This is a genomic window from Paenibacillus taichungensis (genome assembly GCF_047302525.1).
GTDB lineage: Bacteria > Bacillota > Bacilli > Paenibacillales > Paenibacillaceae > Paenibacillus > Paenibacillus taichungensis_B.
In genome coordinates, this window is record NZ_CP168020.1 from 815,450 (window position 1) to 833,098 (window position 17,649).

General features: G+C 46.9%; 17 protein-coding genes. 11 read left to right on the forward strand and 6 right to left on the reverse strand.

Features of this window, described 5'->3' with window-relative positions:
• Positions 1-13 precede the first annotated feature (13 nt).
• Entirely contained in the window at positions 14-346 is a 333-nt protein-coding gene (locus ACDJ58_RS03685) for a hypothetical protein (RefSeq protein WP_413375603.1), read from the reverse strand.
• Positions 347-383: 37 nt separating this feature from the next.
• Positions 384-629 carry a hypothetical protein gene (locus ACDJ58_RS03690; RefSeq protein ID WP_413375605.1) on the reverse strand — a complete coding sequence of 82 codons (246 nt, stop codon included), beginning with the start codon at positions 627-629 and terminating at the stop codon, positions 384-386.
• A 170-nt stretch (positions 630-799) separates the two neighbouring features.
• On the opposite strand from ACDJ58_RS03690, the gene ACDJ58_RS03695 reads away from it, so the two are divergent.
• On the forward strand, positions 800-2,167 hold the full coding sequence (locus ACDJ58_RS03695) for a lipase family protein (protein ID WP_413375607.1): 1,368 nt from the start codon (positions 800-802) through the stop codon (positions 2,165-2,167).
• A gap of 40 nt (positions 2,168-2,207) precedes the next feature.
• A complete protein-coding gene (locus ACDJ58_RS03700; protein ID WP_413375608.1) occupies positions 2,208-2,504 on the forward strand; it encodes a WXG100 family type VII secretion target in 297 nt (98 codons plus the stop codon).
• A 98-nt stretch (positions 2,505-2,602) separates the two neighbouring features.
• Here ACDJ58_RS03700 and ACDJ58_RS03705 read toward each other — a convergent pair whose 3' ends face one another.
• On the reverse strand, positions 2,603-3,133 hold the full coding sequence (locus ACDJ58_RS03705) for a hypothetical protein (RefSeq protein ID WP_413375610.1): 531 nt from the start codon (positions 3,131-3,133) through the stop codon (positions 2,603-2,605).
• 149 nt (positions 3,134-3,282) lie between these two features.
• Here ACDJ58_RS03705 and ACDJ58_RS03710 point away from each other — a divergent pair, with 149 nt between their 5' ends.
• Entirely contained in the window at positions 3,283-3,654 is a 372-nt protein-coding gene (locus ACDJ58_RS03710; RefSeq protein WP_413375612.1) for a hypothetical protein, read from the forward strand.
• Positions 3,655-3,742: 88 nt separating this feature from the next.
• Here ACDJ58_RS03710 and ACDJ58_RS03715 read toward each other — a convergent pair whose 3' ends face one another.
• Genes ACDJ58_RS03715 through ACDJ58_RS03725 form a run of 3 tightly spaced genes read right to left on the reverse strand, consistent with a single transcriptional unit; the run spans position 3,743 to position 7,501 of the window.
• Positions 3,743-4,906 carry a Ger(x)C family spore germination protein gene (locus ACDJ58_RS03715; protein ID WP_413375614.1) on the reverse strand — a complete coding sequence of 388 codons (1,164 nt, stop codon included), beginning with the start codon at positions 4,904-4,906 and terminating at the stop codon, positions 3,743-3,745.
• Complete coding sequence (locus ACDJ58_RS03720) at positions 4,903-6,408, reverse strand: spore germination protein (protein ID WP_413375616.1); 1,506 nt, start codon at positions 6,406-6,408, stop codon at positions 4,903-4,905. The genes ACDJ58_RS03715 and ACDJ58_RS03720 overlap by 4 nt, the downstream gene beginning before the upstream one ends.
• Positions 6,365-7,501: a GerAB/ArcD/ProY family transporter gene (locus ACDJ58_RS03725; RefSeq protein ID WP_413375618.1), complete on the reverse strand. Its 1,137-nt coding sequence runs from the start codon at positions 7,499-7,501 to the stop codon at positions 6,365-6,367. Before ACDJ58_RS03725 ends, ACDJ58_RS03720 begins: the two co-directional genes overlap by 44 nt.
• 196 nt (positions 7,502-7,697) lie before the next feature.
• On the opposite strand from ACDJ58_RS03725, the gene ACDJ58_RS03730 reads away from it, so the two are divergent.
• The 8 genes from ACDJ58_RS03730 (at position 7,698) to ACDJ58_RS03765 (ending at position 17,602) form a co-directional block, all read left to right on the forward strand.
• Complete coding sequence (locus ACDJ58_RS03730) at positions 7,698-8,591, forward strand: NAD(P)-dependent oxidoreductase (RefSeq protein WP_413375620.1); 894 nt, start codon at positions 7,698-7,700, stop codon at positions 8,589-8,591.
• Between the two features lie 247 nt (positions 8,592-8,838).
• Positions 8,839-9,570, forward strand: a complete 732-nt coding sequence (locus ACDJ58_RS03735; protein WP_413375622.1) for a nuclease-related domain-containing protein — start codon at positions 8,839-8,841, stop codon at positions 9,568-9,570.
• Positions 9,571-9,906: 336 nt separating this feature from the next.
• Positions 9,907-10,806: a hypothetical protein gene (locus ACDJ58_RS03740; RefSeq protein ID WP_413375624.1), complete on the forward strand. Its 900-nt coding sequence runs from the start codon at positions 9,907-9,909 to the stop codon at positions 10,804-10,806.
• Between the two features lie 173 nt (positions 10,807-10,979).
• Positions 10,980-12,758, forward strand: coding sequence for a cache domain-containing sensor histidine kinase (locus ACDJ58_RS03745; protein ID WP_413375626.1), 1,779 nt, complete (start codon positions 10,980-10,982; stop codon positions 12,756-12,758).
• Between the two features lie 46 nt (positions 12,759-12,804).
• On the forward strand, positions 12,805-13,881 hold the full coding sequence (locus ACDJ58_RS03750; RefSeq protein WP_413375628.1) for a response regulator transcription factor: 1,077 nt from the start codon (positions 12,805-12,807) through the stop codon (positions 13,879-13,881).
• A 146-nt stretch (positions 13,882-14,027) separates the two neighbouring features.
• Positions 14,028-14,999, forward strand: a complete 972-nt coding sequence (locus ACDJ58_RS03755) for an ABC transporter permease (RefSeq protein WP_413375630.1) — start codon at positions 14,028-14,030, stop codon at positions 14,997-14,999.
• Positions 15,000-15,014: 15 nt separating this feature from the next.
• A complete protein-coding gene (locus ACDJ58_RS03760) occupies positions 15,015-15,884 on the forward strand; it encodes a carbohydrate ABC transporter permease (RefSeq protein WP_062321002.1) in 870 nt (289 codons plus the stop codon).
• A 62-nt stretch (positions 15,885-15,946) separates the two neighbouring features.
• On the forward strand, positions 15,947-17,602 hold the full coding sequence (locus tag ACDJ58_RS03765) for an extracellular solute-binding protein (RefSeq protein ID WP_413375632.1): 1,656 nt from the start codon (positions 15,947-15,949) through the stop codon (positions 17,600-17,602).
• The last annotated feature ends 47 nt before the right edge of the window (positions 17,603-17,649 follow it).

A 17,649-nucleotide genomic window follows, 5' to 3' on the forward strand; every position in this document is an offset into this window, starting at 1 on the left:
GAAATGAATCGATTTATTTAAGAGGTTTGATATGATCAGGCACTGAACCTGTTTTGACTTCATAGGTATCATAATCCACCATAGCGAATACTTCTTGATCTTTGTTGTCTTTCACATATCCCGTCAATGATACCGTATGAGATAAGTCAGCCGGAATGAATTTATGATTTGTGAATTCTACATCAATTCCATAGTTTTCTTTAAAGTAAGTGAGACTTGCTTCTTCGGCTTTTTGTACAATTTCTTTTTGTTCGTTCGAAATACATCCGCTTAATACGATAAAAGCAAAAATGAACCATATAAACAAGAACGCTAATGTAAGGTATTTTCTATTAAGAATATTCACTTCATTACTCCTTGCCGTGCCAATCAAATGTGATGTATTATTTCTTGTCCGTTCCTTCAGGGAGAGAAAGCGTTTCTACCTTCAAAGGATCGTATTTTACAAGTACAAATACTTTTTGGTCATCGTCTCCTTTGACATGCCCATGTATTCCTACAGATTTATCGAGATCAACGGGGGTAAACTTATGCTCAGTAAAATCAACATCTAACCCATAATTATCGAATATGTATTTATGGGCAAACTGCTCTGCATCAGCAAGAATTACTTTCTCTTGAGTAGACATACACCCTCCTAGAATAGTAAAAATTAGTCCCAAGGCTAAAAAGAAAATTAATCTTTTTTTCAAATCAATAGCACCTCGGCTTTCATATGATGGTATAAATATACTATAGACACTTAATTTAAACCAGATTACATATAAGAATAAAAATGCATTGAATTAGGAGACTGGTTATGCAGGATTACATCAGTGATGAACTATATCATAAAATATCGACAATTGCTTACCAAAATGACATTTCTGTGGGTACCGTTATCTCGGAAGATGCTAAATATAAAGATTGGAAAGCAGTTGAACCAGAAGGAGCCACGCTGCATAAAAAATATTCGGGCTTCGATTCAATTATCTTTCGAAATGAAGAAACAAATCAAGTTATCATCGGTTATAGAGGTACTGAACCTGAAGGTATTATTGGAAAAACAGCTGATATTGAGACAGATGCCTTCGATGTCGTAGGTGGCAGAACCAGAAGGCTTGAAGATGCGATAACCGATCCAGAACGTCATAATATATTTAAAAATAGTCCCTTCAAGCTTATGAAGGATAATATGGATTGGGAAAATAATCAGTTTCACCAAGCTGAGGAATTGTATGAGGCGGTGAAGGAGGCGTACCCTGATTCAGACATTTCATTGACGGGTCATTCTCTGGGTGGCGGTTTGGCTCAATATGTAGCTGCTCGTCAGGATGTGTCTGGGATGACGTATAGTGCTCCTAGTGTAACGAATCTCCTGGATGATGTCAGTTTGGCCAAGGTGAATGAGGGTCATTTTGATAACAAAATGGTTAACGTGGTTCATCCCAATGATTCTGTAGGGGCTGGAGGAATAAGTGAATATGACAGGCACGTAGGAAGTACCGTGTATAAAGGTCAGGACTTTGACACCGCTAATGCGATGTATCAGAACTGGAAATTTCAGTTTCAGTTAAAGGTCCCTTTTCAGCCTCTGGGTGCAGGCTCGCCCATGTTAGTTCATGACGTAAGAATAGGTGTGGATCTGGACAAGCTTCATGTTGGTGATATCATGAGATTTTTTGATTCATTCTCGAAGGACGAAGGCAAGGGTTATCATTCCATGGATCAATATGAGTTTGATGAGAATGGAAATCTAAAAGGACCGCTAATAGACCGGAACACTGGTGAAACCATTGATATTTCTCCTAGGTGGACGGCCCATCAGGAAGCATTAGCCACGTTCTCCAATTTGATGTCAGGCATTATTCCTCCGTTGATCGCAGCGGCTACAGGAAATGTTGGTGGAAAGGGCGGGGGCAAGATTCAATTAACAACGGAAGAGTTAGCGCAGGCTGCTAGGGAGATGAGGCTAAGTTTAAGTGGCTTCTCGAATGATACCCAGGCTTCGATTCAGATGTTTCAGACACATATATCTACCAGCGAAAGTCAGTCCTTTACTCCCATCGCCTATAACGCAACAGCAACGCTCCAAGCGATCAATCGTTGGTATCAGGAATCCATCAGCGAAATTGCGGAATATATTGAACGTAAAAGAGAAGATTTTATAATCGCAGACCAACACTAATGCATTTCTACATAGAAGGACTAGCAGGAGGAAATGAGAAATGGGCAGAATATCCGTATCCTTGTCTGATTTGAGAAGGGCTGTTCAGCAATGTGAGCAGTTGCAGCAACGGCTCATGCAGCAGGAACAGAAAATGCGCTCCATTCATGGCCGATTGCAGCAAGATTGGATCGGTACATCCGCAACAGAGCTGACACATAAGATGCAGTCCTTTATGGATGGGGCTTCTGCAAAGCTGACAGAACTTGAAGCCCATAAAGAAGAACTGAAGCGATATATTCGTAAAATGGAGGAAGCGGACAGAGAAGACCGCAGGGATCGCAGCCGGATACAATAATACCTCTTCAAAAGAAAATAGTTAGATAGGAATGAGCCTTCCCATCTAACTATTTTGTTTATACATTGGAGCAGCGTCATCCGAGTAGCTGATACAAATTAATGTGTGGCAGACTTAGCCTTGTTCAAAGTTTGAATCTTCTCTTGCATGTACTGGTGGTAATCGCGAAAACTGCCGATATGATGCAAGGAATCGGAATTTTCGGACTGCATTTTAATTTTTCCATCCTGAGGCAGTTTTTTCATCTCAGCAACCACTTGTTTCGAGCCTTGGATATCTCCGGCCATCTCCTGAATTCGTTGTAACAGCGTTGGGTGCCCTTCGTGTTGCAACATTTCAGCGAGAGGTCTCATTTCCTCCAACTTCTGGGTGGACCGTTCAAGCGTGGTCATTACTTTGTCTTCATCCATGCTCGCATTCAGCGAAACCATGCGATGAATATGATCCTTTTCCATCCGTTCCAACGCTTCCAGGTGGGAAGCCTCCAGCCGTTTGGGATCGCTCCAGCTCTCGGTTTGTACGGTATCCTTTTGCTGCGAAGCGTGGTTCATATTGGCATTGCCACAGCCCCATAACAGAGTCGAGCAAGTTAATACCGTTCCAACGACAATGATGCTTTTTAACCTCATGTTGTCACTCCTTCAATAATTTCCTTATGGGTAGTATGAGCCGTAAATTGGTAATTATGCATGCAAACCAATGGATCAGAATCTCCAACTTTTTAGAATGAGTATTGTTTATAAAGTAAAAGGGTTGCTTGTTACAAAGGGGGAAGCTTATGAAACTGTACACTAACAACATCTGGCGATGGGGCACGACACTGTTGTATCCAATACTTATATTCTTAGTTTGGAGCCGGATGATTCCCCTTCAAATGTGGTATGTATTAGCTATTGTCGTTGTGTTTTGTTTTCTGTGGAGCGGGGTGAAGGAGTTGTTTATCTCTACCGGACTGACCTGGCTGGTTGCCATCCCTTGCTGGTGGTACTTCTTTGAGCTTCCCAAACCATCGTTTGGCGCAGAGAATTTTGCCGCTCATCTGGTGCTGATCGTGCCGCTTTTTATATTTGTGGTGCTGCTGCCACAGACCCTGATTTTGACCACACGCATGCGAATAATGGAGTACTATAGGAAGAATGCTTCGCAATAGAGAAATCCTTAATTCCCGTATACAAAATAATGTAGCATCAACCAAACAATCCCCTTGTCCGTTTCATACGGCAGGGGATTTGTTATGGCTACACTTTCCTACGGAATTTACCCGTATATGGAATGGTAATATGAATGTCCAGCTTCTGAATGGAATCTTCCGTAAGGATCATCTTTGTGCCGTTGTTGGACAGCTTGCGCCACAGGCTTGGATTTTTGCGATAAACCTTCTCCTGAAGTCCATAGATATCGACTCCACGTTTCAGACCTTCTCGATACGTTTGTAAGATTTGATCCCGTAACGTCTTCTCGCTAAATTGGACCATCTCATCATAGGAAATAGGGGTGAGATATTCATACAAGGCGGTCAGGTACTTGGCATCGATGTTGAAATAAACCTCATTCCCACGAATGACAGGCACAATCTTGATGTTGGGCAAGCCGACACTGAGCACACCATAGATGGTTCCTCCGTTTTCAATGATCAATGGCGCACGTCGCATATCTTTGAGTAACCAATGATATCCTGGAAGCTTGCTGTGGGGCAAATATTCGAAATCATCCCCGGTTCTTTCAAAAAAAGCGCCGTCAATGATAAACAGTTCATGATTCTTTTTGTTCTGCGACCAATGATCTTTGTTCATGGCGATGCATGGCAGATAGGTTGTTGTGGATGCATCGTTATGGGTGGAAATGAGTTTGAAACTGAGCACGGGAGGGAACAGCGATTCCTCCTGGAATGACGGAAGGGGGTTATGAAGAATGCTGTCCAGCGGCGACATATTGTATATGGACGTGGCACTCAGAATATTCTCCAATGGATCGCGAGTGCCGTACACCCAGGTGGTATAACGTGATTCCGGGAAGCGTCCCAGCATATCGAACACACCCTTGATGTGATTGCTTGTCAGGACACTTTCGGCCATGACAATGGCCGTCACATGGCCCCAGGCGATATGCAGCTGGGAACTTCGGAACAGTTCGTTTACAGCCAGATTCAATGTTTTCCCCGCTGCATGTCCAACCCATACGGGAGGGGTATCCGCAGATTTGGCTGAACTGTCACTTTTGGCTACACTGGCAAAGTCCATGGTCTGAACATACATGTGGTACAACCCGTCCTTGTAATCGATCCCGATCGCTTTGGCATAGTCCACCTGTTGGATCTCATATGCACTCCAGCATCCGCTGGTCACGAAACAAAGAGAGAGACTTAGCAACCCTAGCAACCATCGGTGCATGAGCCGTTTCATCGATCATTCCCTTCCTTGCGTGGCTCCTGCGTTTCCAGATAGACAGGTCTGCGTTTCATCCATCCTTTCGGAAGTTTGAACAAGGAGGCCAGTGCCTGTTTGAAATTAAGCGGACTGAGCGGCGTCAGATAAGGAATACCGAACGATTTTAGATCGGTCAGATAGATTAGGAACAGGATAATGGACAGAATGAACCCGTATATGCCAAGGGATGCCCCCAATACAAAACAGAAAAAGCGCAGAATCAGAACAGAACTGGTCATGACCTGATTCACAATGGTTGCCCCGGCCACTACGGTAACGGCAATAACGACAATCATGAGCGGGGAAACCATGCCTGCACGGATGGCTGAATCCCCGATAATCAATCCGCCAACAACGGTCAGCGTCTGTCCGATGGCGCTGGGGAGCCTTACCCCTGCCTCTCGGAACAGCTCCATCAGAAGCATAATGAGAAACATTTCCACACCAGACTCCATAGGCAGTCCCATGCGCCCAACCGAGATCGTGGCTACAAGCGGGAAGGGAAGCTGATCCATATGAAATGAAGTCAGCGCAATATAGAAACCAGGCAAGAATACGGTCACTAAAAGCCCGATAAAGCGCAGCATGCGACCCACATTCACCGGAAGAAACGGGAAGCTGGCATCCTCGGGTGATTTGAGAAGCAGAAACAAATTAACGGGTCCGATGATGACGCTGGGATTACCATCCACGATAATGATGAAACGTCCGTTCAGAAGACATTCCGCCGCAAAATCAGGTCTGCCCGTGTAATGGGTTACCGGAAACAATGTGATTTTGGAAGGCGATAACAATTCCTCCAGTTCATTGGCGGTCATAATCCGCTCTATGTCGATTTTGCGCAGCCGATTCTTGACATCATCAATCAGTTCGGGATTGGCAATATCCTTAATATACATCAGGGCGACTTTGGTCACGGAGCGAGAACCGATTAATTCAATATTACAAGCTAATTCGGCTGTACGCAGGCGTGTACGAATTAAGGCAATATTGACTGACAGTCGTTCGATAAAGCCGTCTCGGGACCCACGGATGGATACTTCTGTGCTGGATTCATCCGGCGTCCGGGTAGGAATGTTGGATATATCCATACTCCACATCTTCTGAAGGGAAGGTATGCAGATGAGCATATGTCCCTCAAACACCCGCAGGGACATGAGTTCCGTTCCCAGTGGATTGTTCTGCAAGTCCATGCTTGTCCATTGCAGGGTAATGGACTTCTCGATATCAGATGCACGAACAAAGTGAGTTCTCTCGTACGTTCGCGTCAATTCTGGAAGAATAATATCATATATGGATTTGCTGTCTACCATACCGCTGCAATACACGACGACGATCTGTAAGGGAGACTCCCCAATCATATGACTGCTGATAATCACATCGTCTGAACCTGCAAAAAACGTCGTCAGATTATGCTCATTGATTCGGAATGGTTCAGCCAGAGGGGGGTTCTTCTTTGGTGTGGTTGTGAGCGGCATGAGCGGGAGCCTCCTTGTCTTTTTTGTGTATGAATGCGGCGAGGGTCAACAGGACTGTTACAGTGGATACATAGGCCAGCATCACGGGAAATTGAATATGGTTTACATAATAGTCAACGTAATCAATTCTCCACCACTGTACAGCTATGGCGCACATGATGAAGGTGACGATTAGAACGGCAACGTACCTTTTCATTGGTCTGCGAAAATCGAGCAGATCGACGATAAGATAGATGGAGATAGCCACTCTGGCAAACGAACCGCTTAGCCATTGATAGATGGACAGGAAATCCACGTGCTGTAGCAATTTCCCTATATTCACCAGCTTCCATTGCTCATAGGGGCTATTTCGTTGTTTCGCTGCCTCCTCTGGACCGAACTCTACGATGGCTCCCAGCGTTGGGCCGATTGCCATGATGAGCATGAATAACCCGAGCAGCAGAAGATGCCACCAGCGAATTTTGCTTTTGATATCGTGTTGGAACAGCATCAATATCCAGATTTCCATCAGTCCGGCAAGCGAATAGATCATGCCCCTCAGGACGGGACCGGCACCATATTCCATGATGGGAAACAACTGACCATAGTCCTTGTATTTCATGTTGGCTGACATCACGAAATATCCAAGCAGGATCACGAATGGAAGCAGAAGACTTGAAGTCATGGCAATGGAACGGATACCTTTGGCAGCCGCCCAGGCAGCAACCAGTGCACCCACGCCTGCGAGCACATAGGGTGGGGTGAATTGCAGATAGGTGGATACCGTCCAGTTCGTTGTTTCATATAAGGTATGTGATCCAAGTGAAAGCAGCATGAGTGAGGCAGTAATACGGAAAATCCATGAAGGAATTGCGCCAAATTCCCTTGTGATCCAGTCAGTCAAACGCTGTCCGCGTACCCGCCGGATAATAACGAACATCATACATAGAAATAACAAAAAGAAGGGAGCAGCAGCGACTACCGATAGCCAGCCATCTCTGCCTGCATAATCCAGAATCGCCGGAATGGACAGAACATGGCACACGAGGCCTGCACTTAACAAAATGATGGAAAAGGACAGCCATATCGTGATTTCTCCCTTTTCACGGCTCATGGGAATCCTCCTTTCCGTTCAAGGAAGTTTCCGTTAGGTTGTACAGGAAATGGATTTTCGATTCCTGTTTTATTTTTTTGAACAATAGAAGACGAAACAAGATAGACGGAAGAGACAGAAAGCATTAACATACAGATATAGCAAGTTTAGAAGACAAGCTCCAAACGAAGTATAGAGAAATAGGAGGAAACCTACGATGACAAATACGACGAAGACACCTGGAGAGACGAAAGTTGGCTTTATCGGTACAGGCGTAATGGGCAAAAGCATGGCAGGGCACATCCAGCAGGCAGGCTATCCGCTGCATGTCTATACGCGCACGGCCGCCAAAGCGGAAGCGTTGGTGAAGGAAGGTGCAGTATGGCATGACACACCAGGCAAACTGGCAGCCGAGTGTGATGTCATCATCACGATGGTGGGTTATCCAAAGGATGTTGAGGAGATTTATCTTGGTGAGGATGGTCTCGTGGCGAACGCCAAACCGGGTTCGTATCTGATTGATATGACCACATCCAGTCCGCTGCTGGCTGCACGGATCTATGAAGCCGCGGAAGCGAAAGGACTGCATGCATTGGATGCACCGGTTTCTGGTGGGGATATCGGAGCACGGGATGCCAAGCTGTCCATTATGGTTGGAGGTCGTACGGAGGCTTTTGAAGCGGTTCGTCCTTTGTTCGAGCAAATGGGCACCAATATTGTGCTGCAAGGCAAGGCGGGAGCAGGACAGCATACCAAAATGTGCAACCAGATCGCCATTGCTTCAGGCATGATGGGTGTATGCGAGGCACTCGCTTATGCCAAGACATCCGGTCTGGACGCGGAGAATGTGCTGAAGAGCATCGCTACCGGTGCAGCCGGAAGCTGGTCACTTAGCAATCTCGGTCCGCGCATGATCGCAGGCGATTATGAGCCTGGATTCTATGTGAAACATTTTATCAAAGACATGGGTATCGCTCTCGAATCTGCCAAAGCCATGGGCATGAAGACGCCAGGGCTGGCGCTGGCCGAATCCTTGTATCAGGAAATATCCAGCAATGGTCTGGATGAGAAGGGTACACAGGTGCTTTACACATATTATTTACAGGCTTAATCCTCACAACCAAGACAACAGCGTGTTCTTTTTCTTCAATAGAAAGGAATACGCTGTTTTTTTTAAAAATTCCCCTCTCGTATGCGTCTAAAGTCACAGTATTGGTTAAATATTGGTATATACTTTAGTTGAACAATGGATTTTTGGCCCTCTTCCCTTTATTTTTGCCCCTCTTTATCCGACATAAGGAATAGAAGTATACATAATGGATGTGCGAAACCCATACTACATAGAACGGAGCTTGCCCATGTTCAAAAAAATCCTGTCTCTGTTCAAGTCACAGCCAGAGCTCGCGAACCAGATAACAGCTTCCGCTTCATCTTTACCGTCAACGGCCCCTATTCCCACACGTATGGTCCGCAGTAAACGCAAAACGAAATCGGATGGAGATTGGACCCGTCAGCCAGAGGAACCAAGCACTGCCCAGCAGCTGCATGGTCTTCCGGGTGAATACAAAGTTCTGAACGACTTGCTCGTTGCCAATTCCAAGTCTCGCTCGGGTTACTCATCGATTGACCATGTTGTCATCGGTCCGCGGGGAATCTTCGTGATTGAGACACGAAACCTGACAACAGGTGAGATTCGTGGCGGCCGAAGAGAGGCCAACTGGACAGTCAGCAGCAGCCGAATCAAGATGTACAACCCATTGATGCAGCACCGAGGGCATGTAGAGGCCATTCAGGCACACCTCGGCGATTATAAAAGAGTTCGTCTCGTCTCCATGGTGACCTTCACCAATCGCTGCCGGATCAGTGTTGATCCAGCTGTGCGGTATGTCAATTCGGATGAACTGATTATCTATGATCATGAATTGGTGGAGACCATTCTGCGCAAAACGGAAAGGCTTGAGACCGAAGTCCCCGAAACGTTGTATAAAGAACAGGATATCCAGGCGATCTACAACTTGCTGTCCGCAGTCAATTCCACGGATCCCCAGATTCGGGCTGATCATATGGAGAAGGCCAAAGGCATCAAATAAGAGGAACCTGCAACCTGTTGCATCATCCATGCGCGATGAATTGAAACGAATGATGCAGCACACCAAGCGTACATATCAACATGGTTGTCCTTCATGGATGACCGTGTTTTTTGTTCTCTCCGTAAGTGAGAATAGGAGAGGCAGAAGTGCAGGTGAGCATGCAGGCACATTGTCTTATACACCCAGTATTTAACTTATGATAAAATAAAGACCAGATTCCATAGTGATATATCTATGTTATCCGAAAGGATATTTATGGAATGAACTGTTCATGGATTGAAGTAGAGGTTGATGTAATTCAGGTACATACATAAGATAAGGGGAAGATTATACGATATGAGATGGAATCATAGAATCAAGATGTTCACGGCCATTTTCAGCTTGGTTGCCATATTGACTGCATGTGGCGGTGGGGCGAAGGAAGCAACAACGAAGGAGTCTGCTCAGGATGCTGGCACGGTAGCCACAACGACTACTAGTTCCGACACCTCAACGGCTGACTCGCCGGCAGCAGATACGAATGCAGAAGACTCTGCGGACACCTCCTCAACTTCTGATACAACGGGGTCTTCGTCTGAAGAAGGCAAGATCGGAGTGGACTCTACACTGGAGGAATTGAAGCAGAAGTATGCGGACAAGCTTGGCTATATCCGTGTCCCGCTTAATGATCATCCAGTGCGCAGGGTAAGTGAAGAAGGCTCCAAAAATATTAATATCGCCAACTATAGTGATGCGATAGTGAATATGAACACAGGTATTCCGATTCATTCCGATTCACAGCGTTTGATTGATGATGCCTTTCCTTTTTTCACTACCGTTCAGGCACCAGAAGTGTCCTATGTACCATGGGAAGAAGCAACCAATCTGGAGCGTGCCATGGTGAAGACGTTGTTTATCTCTCGTCAGGCGCTGCTACTCACGGAGGATGCCATGAAGAACAAGGATTACACCAGTCAGTCCTTTACGGACTCGATGGAATTTTTCAAGACGGCAGCGGAGTTCGACTCCATGGCACCTGTCGCGCAGCATACGTATGACATCACATTAACGAAACTTTACGATAAAGCCCGCGATTCGTGGGCCAAACTGGCTGCAATAGATCCGGAACAGGACGAAGCTGCATTTGCCGAGAAGTATAAGGAAGCCAGAACAGAAGCGAATAACGTGATGGGGCTGCTGAACATTTTGCTGTCCACCAATGAAGAAGAACGTTTGGAGCAGACGTACGGCAAATAGTCATCTATGGGAAGTTACTGTTCCGAAAAATGTTCACACCGCCTATCATAGAGCAGGTAGAAACTCTGACTACCGTCGACACGGGGTCAGGGTTTTTCTGTTGTTTTACATAGGGGTATGATATCTTTTTTAAGAATAAAGTGGTGCGGGACAAGGGTGAGGTGCGAAGAGCGATGAGATGGATTCAATTATGTAAACGCTTTAAATTCAGAACAAAACTGATTTTGTTTCTGTCGGCGGCGACTGTATTGATATCAGGCATCACGGGGTTAATTACTTATCGCATACATATTTCGCTGTTTAATGAAGAAGTGAGTCGCCAGTATAGTCTTACCGCAGAACAGGTACTTGCAAGACTCGACTCCAGAGTACATGACATGTATAAAGTGACGGACTACATTACGTTGAACCCGTCTGTGAAAAATGCAATCAAGGCGCAGGCTGCGGGCATTTCCTCCTACGATCAGATGAAGCTGGAGGACGAACTGGATGACCAGTTGTATCAGGTACGTCTCGATGCACCGGAGATCATGGGAATTCGAATCTATGATCTTAAGGGGAACATATTTAATCTCGGTACGTTTGCCGGATCGTTTCAACAGATGGACCCTTCATATTTGGCTGAGATGGTCCATAAGCTGGAAGGGACGGGCGGGGAATATGTATGGAACCGTCTGGATGCAGATGCTTTTCTTCAGGAGGAAAAATCCAACTGGATTCTGGCAGGGCGTTTAATGCGTTCTGTTGATCTGGAAACGTATGGAGTCATGTTAATCCTCTTTAATACCTCTCTGTTTGAATCCTATCTCAAGGACCTGCGTCTTAATGAAGATATTGCTGCGTATTTGTTGGATGCAGATGGGAAACTGGTATATGCGTTTCATAATCAAGATGCGGACCCACCACCGCTTACACAACTAAGCATGGGGGCAACCGAGATTAGGGACGAGCAGGGGACCGCTCATTTGTATACAAAACAAACGTCAGACAAAGCGAAGTTCACGTTGATCAGCAAAGTATCCTTGGCACAGATTCAGCACAAGGGCAAGATTATCGTAAAGGTTGCTGTATTTTCTGCGGCAGCCACGGTTCTGTGTTCGTGGATCATTATTACCATCATCAGCCGTAGGCTGCTGCGTCCTCTGGCCAGTCTGGTTAACGCGATGAAAAGAGTGCGCGACGGACAATTTGATACACGCGTTCGGATTCAGACACAGGATGAGCTGGGTTTCATCGGAGAACGATTCAATGCGATGGCATCACGGATCGATACGTTGATTCATGAAGTCTATGAGCGCGAGTTAAGTGAAAAGCAAGCTGAGCTCAAGGCTATACAGGCCCAGTTGAACCCACATTTTCTGTATAACACATTAAGCATGTTTTTCTGGAAGTTCTATATGCTTGGAGATGAGAAGTCGGCGCGTCTGGTTACGGCCTTGTCCGAGATGCTGCAATATACACTGGAGCCGGTCCAGCGGTTGACTACCCTGCAGGATGAGATGACCCAGATTGACCATTACCTGCAGATTCAGCAGGCCCGGTATCAGGAGGCCTTATCGATCGAGATTTCTGTTCCTCCTGAACTGCTCCGGTGCCAGGTGATTCGGCTGCTGCTGCAACCCATCGTGGAGAATGTGTTTGTTCATGCCTTTGCGGACAAAAGAGACAATCGTCGTCTGGAGATTCGCGGCTTCCGGTACGCGGGAAATGATGCAGAATCGGACATGCTTATCCTGGAGATAGCCGATAACGGATGCGGGATGGCCCCATCCATGATGGATCGTATTTTGGCACCTTTGGCGCACGCTGATGAGGAGCGTCAACACATTGGCATGAGAAGTGTACTCAGACGAATCGAACTGATTCATGGCGAGCCTTATGGTGTGCAGATCGAATCCACTGCTGAAGTGGGAACGCTGGTGCGGCTTCGTTTGCCCTATCAGGTAGAATAGGTTGCTGTATTTGAACAGATAACATGCTGAGAGGAGAATACATCCATTGAATGGACGAATGCTCGTAGTCGATGATGAAGCGATGTTTCGGCAAGGATTGATACATCTGGTTTCCAACAATCCGCTCGGGTGGGAAGTGGTTGGTGAAGCAGCCGACGGAGAAGAAGCGTTGCAAGCCGTAAACAGCTGTACACCGGATCTAATTATTACGGATATCAACATGCCTGTGATGGATGGCTTGGACTTGGCAGAACAGATCCATGATCGTGGTCAGGACATTATGATCATCATTTTGACAGGCTATCGGGAGTTTGAATATGCACAGCGCGCCATCCGTTATGGTGCTATGGAGTTTCTGCTCAAGCCCTTCTCTCTAGATGAGGCCTGTCGTGTTCTGCGCAAAGCACATGAGCGATACTGCCAGCGACAATCCGATAACCGAATAAGGGAGCAGTACAGTCTAGTAGAGAGAGCGGATCGATTGCGTGATGAGTTGGCAGCATTCTTGTTGAACCAGCAGATGCCGCAAATGGCTGCACGGATAGATGAACTATTCAGCAATGCATCCCGGATGCCTCTCCCTGAATGCAAAGCCGAGATTCAGCTGCTCATGAAAGTGATGACCGATCTGTTAGTGCAGCAGTTCCGTGTTCAGCAGTCTGCGAGTGTCGACAAGTTCGGCCCAGATCCGTTGCTCTGGATTCATTCGGTAGCGGAAGTGATGGCCTGGGCACGCTGCAAAAGTGAAGAATGGCTTGGTATGCTGGTGCGGCTTACGCAGGAACAGCAGGATCACGTGGTCACACGGGTCCTTCAGTACATCGAGATGAACTATTCCAGCAATTGCAATCTTCAGGCGGCAGCCGCGCATGTTCACGTGACCCCCAATTATCTCAGTCACCTGTTCAAAAAAGAAACCGGACATGGCTTCAGCCAGTACGTCAGCAAGCGTAGAGTTGATAAGGCGAAGTTGCTGCTGCACAGTACCCGGCAGAGCATGGCGGACATTGCCGAACAGACCGGGTTCGATAACTCCAGTTATTTTACAACCGTGTTCAAACAGATGACCGGGCTGTCGCCCCGCGAATTTCGCAAGCAGCCGAGTCATGAGAGCAAGGGATAAAAGTAGTGCTTACCGAATACAGCCCCACGATGTGGGGTTATTTTGCGTAGAAATTTAAAAAAGGATCGTTAAATATCGAATGTTTACGCTTACATTTTTATCTAAAATACAACTATAGACATCCACAGCAGAGAGGAGTGATGAACATGAAGGGAGAGCTGGCCGCAGGGCCGCCAAGGCTGGAACCGCCTGACAGCGAAGTGAGGCAGAGAATCCGGCAGCAGCGGCTTCGCCGTTTCAAGACGAATATTCCGCTACTATTGATGTTTCTTCCGGTGATTCTGTTTTATCTTATCTTTCGTTATGCGCCGATTGGGGGGCTGGTCATCGCCTTCAAGGATTATAACTTCTATGACGGTCTCTGGAACAGTCCATGGGTGGGTTTTCAACATTTCCAGACCTTGTTCAGCGATCCGCGCACAGTGGAGATCATCCGTAATACTCTATTTCTCAGTCTGCTTAGCATTATCGTGGGTTTTCCCATCCCGATTATTCTGGCGATCATGCTGAATGAAGTGAGAAACATGGCGTTTAAGCGGACCGTGCAGACCGTGGTGTACATGCCGCACTTTTTCTCCTGGGTCATCATCGCGATGATGATCATGACCGTATTTTCATTGGAGAACGGAATCGTGAACCGATGGGTGGAAGCCTGGACGGGAGAGCCGTATCCGTTCATGTACAACAAAGGCTCCTGGATCGCCGTGTTTGTTGGATCGGGAATCTGGAAGGACATGGGCTTTAACGCGATTATTTTTCTGGCGGCACTAACGACCATCGATCCAAGCCAGTACGAAGCTGCACAGATGGATGGGGCGAGCAAGCTGCGACAGATCTGGCACGTAACCCTTCCGGGCATTCGCTCCACCATTATTTTGCTGCTTATTCTGTCGATGGGGCGCGTGATGGAAGTTGGATTTGACCAAGTGTATATGCTTCAGAACTCTAACGTGAACGAGGTTGCCGATGTCATCAGTACGTATATCTATCGCACAGGTCTTCAGGGAGCGCAGTTCAGCCTGACGACGGCCATGGGATTATTCGAATCGCTGGTCGCGTATATTCTCATCTATTGTGCCAACTATATTGCACGTCGATTTAACGAAGGTTTGTGGTAAGGGAGGCGGAGCAGAGTGAGAAAAACACGAGGAGAACAAGTCTTTTATATGATCAATTATGTGTTGTTAACATTGGTCGCCATCAGCTGTATCCTGCCCCTTCTGAATATTGTGGCTTTGTCGTTGAGTGATGCGAGAGCCGTAGTATCCGGTAAAGTAGGGCTATGGCCAGTCGACTTCACCTGGTTTTCCTATCACAGTCTATTGACCGGGACGCCGATCCTGAATGCGTTCTGGAACAGTGTCGAGATTACGTTAATCGGTACGGGGCTGAGTATGGCTGTTACGATTATGGCGGCGTATCCGCTGTCGCGCAGGCATTTTTACCACCGCAGGTTTTTTACGATGGCGATGGTATTCACGATGATTTTTAACGGCGGATTGATTCCGACTTATCTGGTGGTGCAGAACCTTGGGCTGGTGAACAGTTATGGTGCACTTTGGCTGCCAGGTCTGGTAAGTACGTATAACATGTTGATTATGAGATCGTATTTTGAAAATCTGCCAGGGGAAGTGGACGAAGCTGCGCGCATCGATGGATGCGGAGAGCTCGGTTTGTTATTTCGGATCGTGCTTCCTCTGTCCAAACCGTTGCTGGCGACCATTGCTCTGTTCTATGGTGTAGGGTACTGGAATTCATTCATGAGTGTGATGATTTATATCAACGATACCTCCAAATACAACATGACTGTACTGGTTCAGAATATGATCATGTCCAATCTGAACGTGCAGGATTTTACCGATCCGACGATGATTTCGAATCTGACGCCAGAAGGCATTCGGGCAGCGGCCGTAATCGTGATGGTCATTCCCATTTTGGCAGTGTATCCGTTCTTGCAAAAGTACTTTGTTAAAGGGGTCATGCTGGGCTCCATCAAAGGGTAGTGCAGGCTGTAAGCCATTCGCTTATTTCATTTCACATTATATAAGAAAGAGGGTCTGATCTTATGGCGATATCCATCAAGGCATGGATGAAGTCCGGTCTTGTTCTGGGCTCGATCGGCGGAATACTGGCAGGGTGTTCAGGAGGAAGTGGAAGTGAGCGGGCTGAAGGGGAAGGAGGGCGCGGCAATATAACGTCGACGATCTATGATCGGGGCGCCGTACCAAGCGGTATGGGGACGATTGAGGATAACATGTGGTCCAAGTGGATCAATGAGAACGGCCCGGCCAATGTAAAATATACGGCGGTTCCCCGCTGGGAATCCCAGTCCAAATTAAACGTGCTGTTCGCTTCGGGCAGTGCACCGGATGTTATTTTTGAATTCGGAACGCCTATTCGGAATACGTTATTTAATCAAAAACAACTGATGCCGCTGGATGAACTGATCGAGAACTCCAGTGTGGAATATAAAGCGCTGATGGAGAAGTATCCACAGTTAAAGAAGGCCGGGATCAAGAGTGATGGCAAGTTATATGAAGTGGGCCGAATGAATGAGGTATTTCCGCTGACCAGTTTCTTCATCCGTGAAGATTGGCTGGAAAAGCTGAACCTGGAGGTGCCAACGAACGAAGCAGAGATGCTGGCGGTCGCCAAGGCATTCACAGAGAATGACCCGGATGGGAACGGTGCTAATGATACGTATGGAATCGGAGGTTTGCAGTTTGGGGACACTGCCGGATTGTTCCGTTACATGTACAATGCCAATTGGGTGAACGAGGAGGACGGGGAGATCGTGGTCGGCCCCAATCACATGAAGGAAGTGACGGCTTTTAAGCGAGCACTGTTTGAGGCGGGGGTAGTAGACAAGGATTTTCTGACTGACAAAGATGGAGCCAAATCCAAGCAGGATTTCCTGAACGGGAAAATAGGCATGTATGCCGCAATGACGGCTGATTACACCGGATTTGCGGCCAAGGAACTGGATACGCTCATGCAGAATGTGCCTGATGCCAAGCTGAAGGTCATTGCCCTGCCTTCCACATCGGTGGGTCAATATACGATGGTATGGAATAACCCGGTACAGATGACGGCGGTCGTGAATGCCCGTGCCAAAAATCCGGAAGCCGTCATTCAATATATCGATTTTCTGACCAAAACCGAGACAGGCCGAACGGTCAAGAACGGGTTCGAAGGCACTCATTATACGTTGAACGAACAGGGCTGCCCGCGTATATCTGACCAGGAAAAGTACAAACAGGAAATAAGCTGGGCGGGAGATTACGCGATGCTGTACAGCCGCCTGGAGGAAGGCAAATGCGGTTACACCGAAATGCTGTTCAGTGAGGAAATCCCGTCCCAGAAGGAAGGACTTCGTCTCTTCAAGGAAGCGCGGGAAGTATACATGAACGATCTGCCGGTGGGCGAAGGTGTTACCCATTCGGAACATATGCCTCAACTGCCCAAAGAGCTTCAGGTGAAGCTTACCAATGTGACGACAGCCATTAATGATATTTTCACCCGTTCCATTATTAGCGGCAGTAAGTATACGGTTGAGCAGGCTGCTGCAGAAGCGCAGCAAAAGTGGGAGCAGGGTGGTGGCCCGGAAATTGAAACATGGTACAAAGAATGGTGGAGCAAGGAAAAGGACAATGTACTTGTCTGGGATGATTTCTATGAAATCTATGAACAGCAGCAAGCCGATTTCAAAAAGTCGGAGTAAAACAGCTGGAATGAGTTGAGTGTCAACAAACGTATTCGAATTGGAAC

Coding starts and splice junctions, on each gene's coding strand:
- ACDJ58_RS03690 (WP_413375605.1), bottom strand. CDS start 629: ATGTCTACTCAAGAGAAAGTAATTCTTGCTGATGCAGAGCAGTTTGCC.
- ACDJ58_RS03695 (WP_413375607.1), top strand. CDS start 800: ATGCAGGATTACATCAGTGATGAACTATATCATAAAATATCGACAATT.
- ACDJ58_RS03700 (WP_413375608.1), top strand. CDS start 2,208: ATGGGCAGAATATCCGTATCCTTGTCTGATTTGAGAAGGGCTGTTCAG.
- ACDJ58_RS03705 (WP_413375610.1), bottom strand. CDS start 3,133: ATGAGGTTAAAAAGCATCATTGTCGTTGGAACGGTATTAACTTGCTCG.
- ACDJ58_RS03710 (WP_413375612.1), top strand. CDS start 3,283: ATGAAACTGTACACTAACAACATCTGGCGATGGGGCACGACACTGTTG.
- ACDJ58_RS03715 (WP_413375614.1), bottom strand. CDS start 4,906: ATGAAACGGCTCATGCACCGATGGTTGCTAGGGTTGCTAAGTCTCTCT.
- ACDJ58_RS03720 (WP_413375616.1), bottom strand. CDS start 6,408: ATGCCGCTCACAACCACACCAAAGAAGAACCCCCCTCTGGCTGAACCA.
- ACDJ58_RS03725 (WP_413375618.1), bottom strand. CDS start 7,501: ATGAGCCGTGAAAAGGGAGAAATCACGATATGGCTGTCCTTTTCCATC.
- ACDJ58_RS03730 (WP_413375620.1), top strand. CDS start 7,698: ATGACAAATACGACGAAGACACCTGGAGAGACGAAAGTTGGCTTTATC.
- ACDJ58_RS03735 (WP_413375622.1), top strand. CDS start 8,839: ATGTTCAAAAAAATCCTGTCTCTGTTCAAGTCACAGCCAGAGCTCGCG.
- ACDJ58_RS03740 (WP_413375624.1), top strand. CDS start 9,907: ATGAGATGGAATCATAGAATCAAGATGTTCACGGCCATTTTCAGCTTG.
- ACDJ58_RS03745 (WP_413375626.1), top strand. CDS start 10,980: ATGAGATGGATTCAATTATGTAAACGCTTTAAATTCAGAACAAAACTG.
- ACDJ58_RS03755 (WP_413375630.1), top strand. CDS start 14,028: ATGAAGGGAGAGCTGGCCGCAGGGCCGCCAAGGCTGGAACCGCCTGAC.
- ACDJ58_RS03765 (WP_413375632.1), top strand. CDS start 15,947: ATGGCGATATCCATCAAGGCATGGATGAAGTCCGGTCTTGTTCTGGGC.